This is a genomic window from Acinetobacter sp. NBRC 100985, from assembly GCF_000241225.1.
Taxonomy (GTDB): Bacteria; Pseudomonadota; Gammaproteobacteria; order Pseudomonadales; family Moraxellaceae; genus Acinetobacter; species Acinetobacter venetianus.
This window is the reverse complement of sequence record NZ_BAEB01000033.1, coordinates 20006-33464: the sequence shown is the minus strand read 5'-3', so window position 1 is coordinate 33464 and position 13459 is coordinate 20006. Positions and strand designations below refer to the sequence as shown.

14 protein-coding genes are annotated in these 13459 nt (G+C 39.7%); 12 read left to right on the top strand and 2 right to left on the bottom strand.

Annotation, left to right across the window (positions count from 1 at the left end):
* The first annotated feature begins 6 nt into the window (after nucleotides 1–6).
* From ACT4_RS12390 to ACT4_RS12340, 11 genes are read left to right on the top strand one after another with little or no spacing between them, the layout of a single operon-like run.
* Nucleotides 7–435, top strand: coding sequence for a thioesterase family protein (locus ACT4_RS12390; protein WP_004877375.1), 429 nt, complete (start codon nucleotides 7–9; stop codon nucleotides 433–435).
* Nucleotides 428–1102 carry an outer membrane lipoprotein carrier protein LolA gene (locus tag ACT4_RS12385; protein ID WP_007482683.1) on the top strand — a complete coding sequence of 225 codons (675 nt, stop codon included), beginning with the start codon at nucleotides 428–430 and terminating at the stop codon, nucleotides 1100–1102. Before ACT4_RS12390 ends, ACT4_RS12385 begins: the two co-directional genes overlap by 8 nt.
* Nucleotides 1077–3392: an MMPL family transporter gene (locus ACT4_RS12380; protein ID WP_007482682.1), complete on the top strand. Its 2316-nt coding sequence runs from the start codon at nucleotides 1077–1079 to the stop codon at nucleotides 3390–3392. Before ACT4_RS12385 ends, ACT4_RS12380 begins: the two co-directional genes overlap by 26 nt.
* A 26-nt stretch (nucleotides 3393–3418) precedes the next feature.
* The gene (locus tag ACT4_RS12375; protein WP_007482681.1) at nucleotides 3419–4714 is read left to right on the top strand and encodes an NAD(P)/FAD-dependent oxidoreductase; all 1296 of its coding nucleotides are present in this window, start codon (nucleotides 3419–3421) and stop codon (nucleotides 4712–4714) included.
* Between the two features lies 1 nt (nucleotide 4715).
* On the top strand, nucleotides 4716–5270 hold the full coding sequence (locus tag ACT4_RS12370; protein WP_007482680.1) for a DUF3261 domain-containing protein: 555 nt from the start codon (nucleotides 4716–4718) through the stop codon (nucleotides 5268–5270).
* Nucleotides 5267–6469 carry a beta-ketoacyl-[acyl-carrier-protein] synthase family protein gene (locus tag ACT4_RS12365; RefSeq protein WP_007482679.1) on the top strand — a complete coding sequence of 401 codons (1203 nt, stop codon included), beginning with the start codon at nucleotides 5267–5269 and terminating at the stop codon, nucleotides 6467–6469. Before ACT4_RS12370 ends, ACT4_RS12365 begins: the two co-directional genes overlap by 4 nt.
* Nucleotides 6470–6901, top strand: coding sequence for a hypothetical protein (locus ACT4_RS12360; RefSeq protein ID WP_007482678.1), 432 nt, complete (start codon nucleotides 6470–6472; stop codon nucleotides 6899–6901).
* A gap of 14 nt (nucleotides 6902–6915) precedes the next feature.
* Entirely contained in the window at nucleotides 6916–7641 is a 726-nt protein-coding gene (locus ACT4_RS12355; protein WP_034605138.1) for a 3-ketoacyl-ACP reductase FabG2, read from the top strand.
* Nucleotides 7641–8864 (top strand): beta-ketoacyl-ACP synthase, encoded by a 1224-nt coding sequence (locus tag ACT4_RS12350; RefSeq protein WP_007482676.1) that lies wholly within the window; start codon nucleotides 7641–7643, stop codon nucleotides 8862–8864. Before ACT4_RS12355 ends, ACT4_RS12350 begins: the two co-directional genes overlap by 1 nt.
* A gap of 14 nt (nucleotides 8865–8878) precedes the next feature.
* A complete protein-coding gene (locus ACT4_RS12345) occupies nucleotides 8879–9313 on the top strand; it encodes a hypothetical protein (RefSeq protein ID WP_004877358.1) in 435 nt (144 codons plus the stop codon).
* A gap of 20 nt (nucleotides 9314–9333) precedes the next feature.
* Nucleotides 9334–9987 carry a 4'-phosphopantetheinyl transferase superfamily protein gene (locus tag ACT4_RS12340; RefSeq protein ID WP_007482674.1) on the top strand — a complete coding sequence of 218 codons (654 nt, stop codon included), beginning with the start codon at nucleotides 9334–9336 and terminating at the stop codon, nucleotides 9985–9987.
* A gap of 57 nt (nucleotides 9988–10044) precedes the next feature.
* Here the strand turns inward: ACT4_RS12340 and ACT4_RS12335 are convergent, their stop codons facing one another.
* Nucleotides 10045–11475, bottom strand: a complete 1431-nt coding sequence (locus tag ACT4_RS12335) for an NCS1 family nucleobase:cation symporter-1 (RefSeq protein ID WP_007482673.1) — start codon at nucleotides 11473–11475, stop codon at nucleotides 10045–10047.
* 192 nt (nucleotides 11476–11667) lie between these two features.
* Here ACT4_RS12335 and ACT4_RS12330 point away from each other — a divergent pair, with 192 nt between their 5' ends.
* The gene (locus ACT4_RS12330) at nucleotides 11668–12381 is read left to right on the top strand and encodes an aspartate/glutamate racemase family protein (protein WP_004877353.1); all 714 of its coding nucleotides are present in this window, start codon (nucleotides 11668–11670) and stop codon (nucleotides 12379–12381) included.
* Nucleotides 12382–12486: 105 nt separating this feature from the next.
* Here the strand turns inward: ACT4_RS12330 and secF are convergent, their stop codons facing one another.
* Nucleotides 12487–13455, bottom strand: coding sequence for a protein translocase subunit SecF (secF, locus tag ACT4_RS12325; RefSeq protein ID WP_004877351.1), 969 nt, complete (start codon nucleotides 13453–13455; stop codon nucleotides 12487–12489).
* Nucleotides 13456–13459: the final 4 nt, after the last annotated feature.

Here is a 13459-nt window from a genome sequence, read left to right as displayed (position 1 = left end):
ACGGGCATGCAAGCAGATGTAATCATTGAAATTCCATTCCATGATGTCGATACCATGAATGTGGTTTGGCATGGGCACTATTTGAAGTATTTCGAAATTGCACGTTGTAAGTTATTGGAGCAATTTGGATATAACTACAATCAAATGCGTGCATCGGGATATGCATGGCCTGTGATCGAAAGCCATGTTCGTTATGTACAAGGAATTGAATTTGAACAAAAGATCTGTGTGCGTGCCATCCTAAAAGAATGGGAAAACCGCTTAAAGATTGAATATTTGATCCTTGATGCGACGACAGGACGACGTTTAACCAAAGGTTATACCACTCAAGTTGCTGTGAATATGGAAACACGAGAGATGTGTTTTCAGTCGCCACAGGTTTTATTTGATTGTTTAAATGCGTGGGATCAGTTTCAGGAGCGTGGCAATGCTTAAGATTTCGATTTTAAATGTCTTGACCTCGCTACGAAATAAAACCCAGCGAGTCATCCTACAAACACTATTATTCATATCTATACTGGGTCTCAGTGTTGTTGCTTCAGCCAATAATGAGCAAGTTTCGACGATTTTTAAGCAGTTATCCAAAAGCAATATTGTTCGTGCTGAATTTGAGCAACAAAAGAAGCTTGCCAGTTTAAATAAAACCTTTGTGTCTAATGGTTCACTAAGTTTTGTAAAAGCAAATGGTGTGCTATGGCAAATCAAGCGACCTGTTCAGGCCGATTTGATCGTGACTCAAAAAAAACTGGTTCAAAAAACCCAACGAACTTATAGTCAGATTCAAATTGATCAATCACCTTATAGTTCAGTAGCAACTTTGTTTTTACAGCTCATGTCGGGCGATGAAAAAGCTTTATCAAAGAATTTTCATGTCGTGTCAGTCAATTATAGTCCGTCAGGTTGGAACATTGCGCTCACACCAAAGTCATCATTATTTAAAAAGTTATTTGTACGTATTGATGCTCAAGGACAACAATATGTCGATAAGATTGTAATTCAAGAAAAAGCCAATAACAGCACAACAATTTTATTCCGAAATCAAACGACTCAACCCCATCAACTGACGGCTGCTGAAGATGCGCTTTTCCAATTGGCAAAATAAGTGTACTGCCATTTGGTTAGTGTTATTAACCGTTGTCGCACTGACACTAGCGATTGCATGGCTGAAAAAAGATATTCATATCCAAACCAATATCTTTGCGCTTTTACCAGAAACGCAGCAGAATCCAGAACTCGCGAAAACTCAGCAATATATGAGCGATCAGCTCAATCAAAAAGTATTTGTTGTCTTAGAAAGTAAGAATCAGCAGAGTTTAGAGCAAGCAACGCAGTTATTTGAAAAACAATTACAACAGAATGCATTGTGGAAACCTTTAAAGCCACAATTGGATCTAGAACAGTTTTCTAAACAGTTATATCTTCATCGTACTGGTTTACTCAGTCAGCAAGATCGTGAGTATTTACAGCAACAAGATTATCAGGCATTGACTGAACAAAGTTTGATGCAGTTGATGAGTGTAGGCATGCCGATCACTGCGGAATCCTTGCAACAAGATCCGTTGATGTTGTTTCCTCGCTATATGTTGAATGTGGTAACGCAACAAGCGTCAGGCAATATTGAACTTGAACATGGTTTTGCCACGATTCATGATGATCAGCAGATTTCGCGTTTATTGGTACTAGAGCTAAAACAGAGCCCTTATAATATTGATTATCAAGAGCAAGTGACCGCATGGACTGAGCAAATACAGCAACAGCTTGCTACCTTGCAAGTAAAATCACATTGGACGGGGACGATTCTCTTTTCTAACTTTGGAACACAGTCCGCGAAACAAGAAATCTCAACGATTGGTTTTGGTTCAACAATAGGTCTGATTTTATTGGTTTGGTTTGGCTTTCGTTCATTCAGACCCATGCTCACAGAGTTTATTGCAGTCTCAACTGGAAGTTTACTGGCATTTGCCGTGACGCATTTGGTTTTTGGTGAAATCCATTTAATGACTTTAGTCTTTGGGGCGAGCCTGATAGGGGTTTGTGTCGACTTCTCTTTTTATTTTATGGCGATGCAATCACAGCATCGTCAGATGAATGGATTCCGAATCCTTATACCATTGTTACCAAGTTTATTTATGGGTTTAATGACAACTGTCGTGGCCTATATTTTTCTAAGCTTTACTCCATTTCCTGCTTTTAGACAGATTGCAGTTTTCTCGATTGTTGGTTTAGTTGCGGCATGGGTGACAAGCGTGTTGTTGTTGCCAAGGTTGCCTGCACTTAATGCACAACCTGCGATTCGTCATTTAGCTTGGATTGGTCAAGCGAGAGAATGGTTTCAACAACATCATAAAGTACGCTATGGCTTAATTTTTAGTGTAATTGTACTGGGTGGCTTGAGCCTATTATTTTTACAGTCCAATGATGACATTCGTAACTTACAAAGTATGGATGCCAAACTCAAACAGCAAGACCAATACATTCGCTCACGCTTTGCCCAGCAGCAAAGTAGTGATTATTTTGTAGTTCATGGTAAAACGAGTGCTGAGCTGGAACAACATGAAGCGAAGCTGATTCAGCAGTTACAAGCTTTAAAAAATCAGTCAAAACTGGAAAGCTTTCAGGCTTTAGGTCAATGGATTCCACCTTTAGCGCAGCAGCAACAAAATGTGCAGTTACTCCAACAGATTCCTGAAACGGCGCTGAGATCATATGCGACGAGTTTAAGTTTAAACTTATCGGATATATTACGTTGGCAGCAGCAACTAAAGCAGCAACCATTATTGAATGAACAAATTTTTCAGCAGCATCCATTAGCATTTCTGCAAGTCAGTCCGACAGAGCGGTTGGTGATGTTGAATGGGGTACAAGACAATACCGATTTACTTGCGCTGCAAAATGATGATGTCACCCTTCAGCAACCCGTCAGTGAATTATCTGCATTATTCAAACAGCATCGTATACAGGCGGAATCGTTATTGATCTATGCCTTGTTGGGCCTAGCAATTATATTGGGATTGGTATACGGCAAGCGTTCAGTCATGCCGTTAGTTTTACCTGTGAGTTTGGCTTTGTTGAGCACCTTTGCTGTTCAGGCATGGATGGGAGTAGAAATTAATTTATTTAGCATCATGGGAACATTCTTAATCATTGGAATTGGCGTGGATTATGCGATTTTCTATCGACATGGGCATGATCATCCTCAAGTAGTTGGCATGGCATTATTTTTGTGTATGATGTCGACCCTATTGGGTTTTGGCTTGTTATCGTTGAGTCAAACCTATGCGATTCATTGCTTTGGGATTACTGTTTTACTGGGTGTAATTTTTTCATTTATTTATGCAACTTTATTAACACCATCTGATCGAGAACATATTGTGAATTTACAAGAGCATTAAAAGATTTTAATTTTTTAGGGGTAATGATGAATAAAATAGAACAAGTTGATGTGGTTATTATTGGTGCTGGTCCATCAGGAAGTTCGGCTGCAGCTTTGCTTAGAAAAAAAGGCTATGCGGTGACCATTATTGAAAAGCAATATTTTCCACGCTTTTCAATCGGTGAGTCTTTATTACCGCAGTGCATGGTATTTTTGGAAGAAGCGGGCTTATTGGATGCAGTTCGTGAACATGTGCAAGAACATGCTTTCCAATTTAAAAATGGTGCAGCTTTCCTCTGTGGACATAAGCGTAGTCATTATAATTTTACAGAAAAGTTTACTGAAGGTCCTGGCACCACATGGCAAGTTCGTCGTGCTGACTTTGACCATTTGCTAGCTCAGCAAGCGCAGGCATATGGTGCTGATATTCGCTTTGGGCATGAAGTGATTGCTGTCAATGTGGATGTACAGCAGCCTTTGTTAACCGTGTTAGATGAGCATCAACAGCAATATCAGATTCAGGCTAAATTTTTATTAGATGCGAGTGGCTTTGGTCGAATTTTACCAAAGCTTTTAGATTTAGAAAGTCCTTCAGATTTTCCAGTTCGTCGCGCGCTGTTTACACATATTGAAGATAGAATTAATGATCAGGGCGATTTTGACCGTGAAAAGATTTTAATTACGGTACATGAAAAAGACCGCCGTGCATGGTATTGGTTAATTCCGTTTGCAGATGGACGTGCATCTTTTGGTGTTGTCGCTGAACAAGATTTCTTTGATCATTATCATGTCCAAGATGCAACACAAAATGAGCCTGAAGCCTTACTCAAACGAATCTTGGCTGATGATCCAAGTCTATCTAAGCTATTAGCCCAAGCCAAATTTGATACGCCTATTAGAACATTGGTTGGTTACTCAGCAAATGTAAAGCATTTGGCAGGTTCTAATTATGCATTATTGGGTAATGCAGGAGAGTTTCTTGATCCTGTATTTTCTTCTGGTGTGACGATTGCATTAAAATCTTCTAGTCTGGCAGTTCCGCTACTTGATCGTGTGTTGCAAGGTGAACACGTGGATTGGATGCATGCGTATGAAATACCATTACGCAAAGGGATTAACGTGTTCCGTGCTTATGTGGAATCTTGGTATGAAGGGGAGTTCCAAGATGTGGTATTTTCAAGCAATCAAAATGAAAGTATACGTCGAATGATCTCTTCTTTATTGGCTGGTTATGCATGGGATGATCAGAATCCAATCCATAAAAATGCGAAACGACGTTTAGGGACTTTAGCTGAATATTGCCGTGAAGGCTTAGCACAAGAGCAAGCTTTAGAGATTTAATATGCAACGAATATGGATCGCTTTATTGTGTTGTAGCGTTTTAGGGGTAAGTGGTTGCCAGCTGACACCTCATGCACAGGGCTTGCAAAGCAGCCAGTGGGGCGCTCAACACTATCAAAGACAAGACCAAGTTGAAGTGCAATGGAAAGATAAGAGTTTTAGCTTTTTATTGTATCAACAACAGCAAGGACAGCAGCTTAGTTTTGTTGCGTTAGCTTTGACGGGCCAGCCCTTATTTCAACTTCAATTTGATGGTCAAACGGTTACGGTACAACAGCGAATTCCACAAATGCGTTTATTGCCGTTTGAGTTTGTCGTGCGCGACCTGCTATTTGCAACTTATCCAAGGTTTGATCAGCTGGGTCAAAAGAACGTGAAAGTACAGTCCATAGAAAATCAACAGCAAGTTTTCATCGATGGAAAATCGATATTAAAGATTCAGAAGCAAGTAAATACGATTGAGTTAGATAATCTTCAAGTCCCTTATCGTATGACGTTAAGCCCAATTGAAAATACATTAAATGCCGAGCAATCAGAATCAGCGGTGCAGCCATGAGTCAGACTATATCGAAAAAATCTCAATTCCAAGCGGTTGGTATTCCTGTGAGTGTCGGACTTTCTGCATTAGGTTCTACACCTATACACGTTCGTGACCGACTGATTCAATCTGAAAATACCTTAAACTTAGAAACAGGTTTTTTAGCTGATCGTCCAGTTTGGGTAGGGCGTTATACTGAATCCTTGATCAAAAATATTCCTGATAATTTAAAAGCTTTTGATTCTCGAAATTTACGCTTTGCTTTGACTGCTTTGCAGAAGATTGAAACAGCGCTAAAGCTTGCTATAGCAGAAATCAGTCCAAAACGATTGAGTATTGTGGTTGGAACATCAACGTCAGGAATTTCTGATAGTGAAACCTTACTTAAGCAATATTTCGAAGGAAATACAGCACTAGATATTTCGCATATATCTCAAGAAATGGGATGTTTGAGCAAAGCATTGCAATCTTATTTGGGCTGGCAAGGCGCTGCTTATACAATTTCAACAGCGTGTTCTTCAAGTGCAAAGGCTTTTGCAGCAGGACAACGCCTGATTCAAGCTGATTTAGCCGATGCCGTGCTTGTGGGGGGCGTTGATACCTTATGTCAACTCACATTAAATGGCTTTAATAGTTTGGAAAGTCTCTCCGCTGACATATGCCAACCGTGTGGGGTAGATCGAGATGGAATTAATATCGGTGAAGCTGCAGCCTTATTTTTATTAACTAAAGATCAAGCACCGATCATGCTTTATGGTGTTGGTGAGTCGATGGATGCATGGCATATCTCAGCACCGCATCCAGAAGGTTTAGGCGCTGAAAAAGCAATGCAAATCGCGTTGGATACAGCAGATGTTTCATCCCAGCAAATTGGATATGTCAATTTGCATGGCACAGCAACACCTCAAAATGATGCAATGGAAATTAAAGCTGTTCGAAGGGTTTTCAAAGATGTGAATGTTCCTTTAAGTAGTACTAAGCATAAAACAGGTCATTGTCTAGGGGCGGCTGGAGCGATTGAAGCATTCATTTGTATGCAAGTACTCAAAGATCAGGACTGGTTGCCATCTCATCAAGATACAAAAATTGATCTAGCGTTAGCAGATCAAAATTATGTACAGCAACAACAGCCTTCGACTGCGATTCAATATGTCATGAGTAATTCATTTGCCTTTGGTGGTAGCAATATCAGTTTATTATTTGGTGTAGGAAAATAAATGAAACTTGATGCAATTCAATATATTCCACATGAGCAGCCGATGGTATTCATTGACCATATTGTGGAAGCAAATGAGGGCTATGCGGTTGCTGAGTTGACCATTACACCAGAGTTAATGTTTTGTGAAACTGATGGATTACCAACTTGGGCCAGTATTGAGATTATGGCGCAAACCATTAGTGCTTACTCTGGATGGAGAGGACAGCAATTACAGCAGGAACCTAAAGTTGGTTTCCTACTAGGGACTCGTAAATTACAGTTGCCTTTTGCATATTTTAAAATCGGTCAACTTTTGAAGATTCGGGTTGAACAACAGTATTTACACGAAGGTTTAGGTCAATTTTTTTGTGAGATTCACTGTGATGAGCATGTGATAAGTGCCATGTTAAGTGTGTATGAACCAACAGATCAATCGACATTAGCGTTATAAATTTGGGAATAACAATGAGTAGAAGAATATTGGTGACGGGTTCAAGCCGTGGCATAGGTAAAGCAATTGCATTGCAATTAGCTCAGGCTGGGTTTGATGTCACGATTCATGCACGTTCTCGTGAGACTGAAGCAGCACAGGTGGTTGAACAAATTCAGCAATTAGGACGAAGCAGTCATTATTTACTTTTTGATGTGAATGCGCGTGAATCTGTCAAAGCGATATTAGAACAAGATGTGGAACAGCATGGTGCTTTTTATGGCGTTGTCTTGAATGCGGGTTTAACGCATGACGGGGCATTTCCAGCATTAACCGACAACGATTGGGATGAGGTGATTTCGACGTCATTGGATGGTTTCTATAACGTACTCAAACCTTTGATTATGCCAATGATTCATTTGCGCAAAGGTGGACGCATTGTGACGTTATCTTCTGTTTCGGGAGTCATGGGGAATCGTGGTCAAGTGAATTACAGCGCTGCAAAAGCAGGTTTGATTGGTGCAACCAAAGCTTTGGCTTTAGAACTTGCCAAACGCAAAATCACCGTAAACTGTGTTGCTCCAGGTTTAATTGAAACAGAGATGGTGACAGAAGAAGTAAAACAACACGCCTTAAAAATGATTCCAATGCAACGCATGGGGCATGTGGATGAAGTGGCAAATGTCGTGAAATTCCTATGTTCTGATGATGCTTCTTATATCACTCGCCAAGTGATTTCGGTGAATGGGGGCTTAATTTAATGAAGCGTGTTGTTGTTACAGGAATGGCTGGGATTACCTCATTAGGTGAAACAGCAGATGAAATTTTTCTTAAGTTTCATGAAGGTAAAAGTGGTATTTGCTATATGCCTGACTGGGAACAGTATCCAGATCTCAGAACCAAACTTGCTGGTCCAGTGACCAATTTTCAGATCGCAAAACATTTTAATCGTAAAGTCACCCGTGGTATGGGACGTGTTGCATTGATGTCGGTGATTAGTGCTGAAAATGCGTTACAAGATGCTGGATTACTTGGCAATGATGTCTTACAAAATGGGGAGACTGGCGTTGCGTATGGCTCGTCTGCTGGGAGTGTTGATGCCGTTCGTGAGTTTGGCAATATGTTGATTGATCAGGATATGAGTAAGATCAATGCAACAACGTATATCCGCATGATGTCACATACTAGTGCTGTGAATATGACGGTTTACTTTGGTTTAAAAGGTTTAACCTTACCAACCTCAAGTGCATGTACATCAGGATCAATGGCAATTGGGCAGGCTTATGAAGCCATTAAATATGGCAAACAAACGGTAATGATTGCTGGTGGAGCAGAGGAGTTGAGTGCTGCTGGTGCTGCAGTTTTTGATGTTCTATTAGCAACCAGTGGGATGAATGATCAACCTGAAAAATCACCGCGTCCATTTGACAGTCAGCGAGATGGATTAGTGATTGGAGAAGGTGCTGGCTGTTTGATTCTTGAAGAATATGAGCATGCCAAACAGCGTGGCGCCAAAATTTATGCTGAGATTTTAGGCTATGCCAGTAATACTGATGGACAACATGTAACCAAGCCCGATACAGAGAGAATGGGGCAATGTATGCAAATGGCGCTTAAAGATGCTGCTTTAGATGCGAGTCAGATCGACTATGTGAATGCACATGGAACTTCAACTGATCAAGGTGACATTGCCGAAAGCCAAGCGACGGCTCGTATATTAGGCCGTAAACCTATCAGCTCACTCAAAAGCTACTTTGGTCATACTTTAGGTGCCTGTGGTGCAATTGAAGCATGGTTAGGAATCGAAATGATGCACCGCGGAGAATTAATTCCAACTTTGAATTTGGATGAAGTTGATCCACAATGTGGTGATTTAGATTATATTACTCAGCAAGTTAGAGTGAGCGATATCAATATTATGATGAGCAATAACTTTGCTTTTGGGGGAATCAATACCTCACTTATTTTTAAACGTGGAACATAATAAGGGGCATAAGAATGTCAATTAAACAAATATTTTTAGCAGCAGTTTTAACAACAGGTTTTACAGCATCAGTTCATGCTGCGGATGCTGTACATCATTTTGATTTTAAATCAGCAGTTGATCGAGCTGTGGCTGATGGAACTTTAGATGGCTCTGTGAAATTTTATTTGAAGGGGAATAAATCTGGCGGACGAGTTCTCGAAAAAGAAATTGTGACTAATCAAAAGACCAACGGTTTCGGAAAATCAGCTGAAAAAGCTTGTGACTGGGTGCTTCGTTCGGCACTTATTCAGTTGGATAAGGCTGCAAAAGCACGTGGTGCAAATGCTGTAACAAATATCGTAAGTTATTATAAAAAGAATGAAAATCAAAGCTCTACTACCTATGAATGTCATAAGGGCATGGCTGTGGCTGGCGTTGCTTTAAAAGGTGATATTGTTAAGTTCTAATTTTTGATTGAGTTGAGCCAATGATGACACGTGAGATTCAGTTGCATATACATGCTTTGGCTCAACTTTTAACTCAAACTAAATCAGACTTTCCTAGCTTTCGTGATTTTAATGTTTATAAAAAAGAACAGATTCAGGCGTATCGTAATCAGCTTTTAGCAAAGCAATTGAATTGTGATAAGAATACACTCATATTTTCTAAGCATGAGCATGGTAAACCTTTTTTATCATCTCACCATCTTCACTTTAATCACTCTCACAGTCATGAATATTATGCTTTGGTCATGAGTCAACAGGTGAAAGATATTGGTGTAGATGTTGAAGAATTAGGGCGGAAAATAAGATTTGATGCCTTTGCACAACATGCCTTTCATGTAGATGAATACAAAACTTGGCAACAGCAAGGACAAGACAGGGAATATTGGTTTAAGGTCTGGACAACCAAGGAAGCGATATTAAAAGCGTCTGGTTTGGGTATTCGTTTGGATTTAAATAGTTTGAATACAAACGTTCATCCTGAACAAAATGGAGGAATGTGTACTCATCCGATGATTGGAACATTTGCATATCAAAATTTTATTTTAAATCAGAATATTGTGGTAACAGTGGCTTGGCGTGCAGAGCCATCATGTCGAGGATTTCAGTTTCCACAAATTAAAATCAAACAAGATTAGATACTAGAACCATTAATCCGAAAACTAATGGCTTATCCATTTCTTTAGCCTTGCGTATTAAGCAAACTTTTTCACTTTCGCGCTTACCGTTTCTCGAGAAATTGTATAGTAAAAAGTCCCGCCAAACAGTACGCCGATAAACCAATTAAATGGTGCCAAGAATTGTAAACTCGGGATAAGAACCAACATCAGACCAATACTGACAGATGTTATCAATGCAATGACTGCTTTTCTATTAATCCCTTTTTGGTAGTAATAATGACCTGTCGGCTTATCGTTAAATAGGTCATCGACAACTACATTTTGTTTGTGAATAAAATAGAAGTCAGTCAGCAAGATGCCAAAAAGAGGTCCGATAAAAGCGGCAAGCGTATCAAGTGTGTAGTGGATTAGTTCAGGTGAATTAAATAAATTCCAAGGCGTGATGAAGATGGAACCCACCGCTGCAATCATGCCTGCTCTACGAAAGTTGAGATAACGGGGGGCAAGATTTGAAAAGTCAAAACCCGCTGAAACAAAATTGGCAACGATATTGATTCCAATTGTTGCAGTTAATACAGTCAATAAGCCTAATACAATGACAAGACCATTATCCATCATTGCGACGGTCTCCAATGGATCATGTACCATTTTACCGAAAACACTAAATGTTCCTGAAACGATCATTACCACAATAATAGCGAAGAAAATGAAGTTGAACGGAAGTCCCCAAAAGTTCCCTTGTTTGACCTGTTTCATGTCTTTGCCATAACGAGAAAAATCACCAAAATTTAATAATGGCCCTGAAAAATAGGAGACAACTAGGGCAATCGCGACAATAGTTTGCATTATCTGTTGGTTTAAAGTGAGTTGTTTATCACTGAGGTTAAAGGAAATATTATGCCAACCAGCTTTCCAGACGAGCCATAAAGCGAGTGCCAACATTACGACATAGACCATTGGTCCAGCCCAGTCGATGAATACTTTGATGGTTTCCATTCCTTTCCAGAAAACCAAGGCTTGTAAAATCCACATGAAAGCAAAGCAAATCCATCCAATTGTGCTTAAACCAGCAAACTCGGTCAATGCGAATGGATGTAAGGAAGGGTAAAACTTCAATAGAACCATCATGAGAGCATTAGAGGCTAACCAAGTTTGAATGCCGTACCATGAAACTGCGATCAAACCTCGAATGAGGGCTGGGATGTTCGCACCGTAAATTCCGAAAGCTTGACGTGAAATCACAGCATAAGGCACACCTGAGATTTGACTCGGTTTTGCAACGAGATTCGCCGCAATTTGAACGATCATGATACCAACAAGCAATGCGAGTAGAACTTGCCAGCTAGCAAGACCTAATGAAAATAAACTCGCCGCAACAACGTAGCCTCCCATACTGTGTACATCAGACATCCAGAAGGAGAAAATATTATACCAAGTCCAGTTTTGCTTAGCTGGTACGAGATCTTCATTAGAAAGTTTAGGACTATAGTTTGCATTATAGTTCATAGCTGGTCTTCAAAAATAAACAACAGTTCAGACCAGTTATGCGAAAATTGAGCCAAAATTATTTTTTTTATAGATTTTATTTTTTAATTAATTGATAAATATTGCTTTATAAATTTTATTGATTTTTATCTGTTCAGACCAGTTGTATTGAAATATGATCGAATTTATTTTGTGGCTTAAAAATGTGCATAAATGGGAAAATCAACCCGAATCCAAATTATTAATCCGAATACCAGTATCAAAATGACACAGGCGATTGGTGAAGCTGCTTGTCAGGTCGCATTTGCTGATAGCGAAATTATTGCTCAATCTCCAGAGGAGGGTGTTCCTTCGATTGAGGGACATTATGACGAAGCAATATCGGCAATCGGTATATTGGAGTTAATCAAGCAAGGAAAAGAGCAGCAAGTCGATGGGCATATTATTGCTTGTTTTGGTGATCCAGCTTTACATGCGGCTAGAGAATTGGCGCATGCACCTGTGATTGGAATCGCTGAAGCTGCATTTCATATGGCGAGTTTGATTGCAACAAAATTTTCGATAGTGACAACTTTACCTCGAACAAAAATTATTGCTGAGCATTTACTGCATCAGTATGGATTTGAAAGGAAATGTGAAAAGATTCGTTGTATTGATTTACCTGTATTGGCGTTGGAAAATGATAAGCAAATTGCTTATGAAAAATTATTAGAAAGTTGTCAACAAGCTAAAATGAATGATGACATTGGTGCAATTGTTTTGGGCTGTGGAGGAATGGCGGAAATGGCAGATCAGGTCAGTGCAGAGTTGGAAATTCCAATTATTGACGGTGTACGTGCTGCCGTAAAATTGATTGAAAGCTTACATCACTTAGGCATTAAAACGAGCAAATGGGGAGATTATGATTATCCTTTGGAAAAGTTATAAGTTAAGCCGTTTTCCAGAAGTCTTAATATAAAAAATTTAGCTAAGCTAAAATACAAAAACGCCAGCATTAAGCTGGCATTTTTTGAATCATCATAAAGTTTAGATTTAAGGAATCTCTTCTTCATCAAATTCAGGTTTAACTTGTACAATGAAGTCTTGACGGTTCAAGCCACGCCATAAAGCAAATGCAGTACCGATATAAATCGAAGAATAAGTACCGACAAATACCCCTATAATCATAGCTAAAGAGAACCAGTGTAGACCATCACCACCAATGAAGAACATTGCAAGTACGACGAGTAATAATGTCATAGAGGTGTGAATCGTACGGCGTAAAGTCTCAGTTAACGCAATATCCACAATTTCAGTTGGTGTAGCGCCACGGATCTTACGGAAGTTCTCACGAATACGATCCGATACAACGATGTTATCGTTAAGTGAGAAGCCTATAATTGCTAAAACTGCAGCAAGTACGGTTAAGTCAAATGACCATTGGAATAAAGCAAATGCACCAAGGATAAGGATGATATCGTGGAATAACGACATCACAGCACCCATCGCGAGTTTAAACTCAAAGCGAATAGTGACGTAAACCAGCATTAAAAGTAATGCTAGTGCAACTGCACCCGCTGAACGAACATAAAGCTCGTTACCGACTGCACCACCCACCGCATCGACTTTATGTACTTCAACGGTATTGTTTGGTAGTTGGACAGCTGTAGTGATTGCATTACTCAAGTCTTCAACTTGCAGATCTTCTTGAACAGGCATACGAACGATCAGGTCAGTGTTACTTCCTAGCGTTTGTACAACCGCATCTTTAAAACCCGCTTTATCCAAGGCTTGAACAATTTGACTTGGTTGAACTGCTTGTTTGTAATTCAATTCAGCAGAAATACCACCAGTAAAGTCCAAACCTAAGTTCAAACCTTTCGTTACGATAAAGAAGATACTAGCAATCGTCAGTAAGATCGAGAAGATTGCAGCTGGTTTAGCAATCTTCATGAAAGGGATGATCTTTAAATCATCTGGACGACCGTATTGTTTTGAGTCTTGTTGAGTCAGATTTGTCATATCA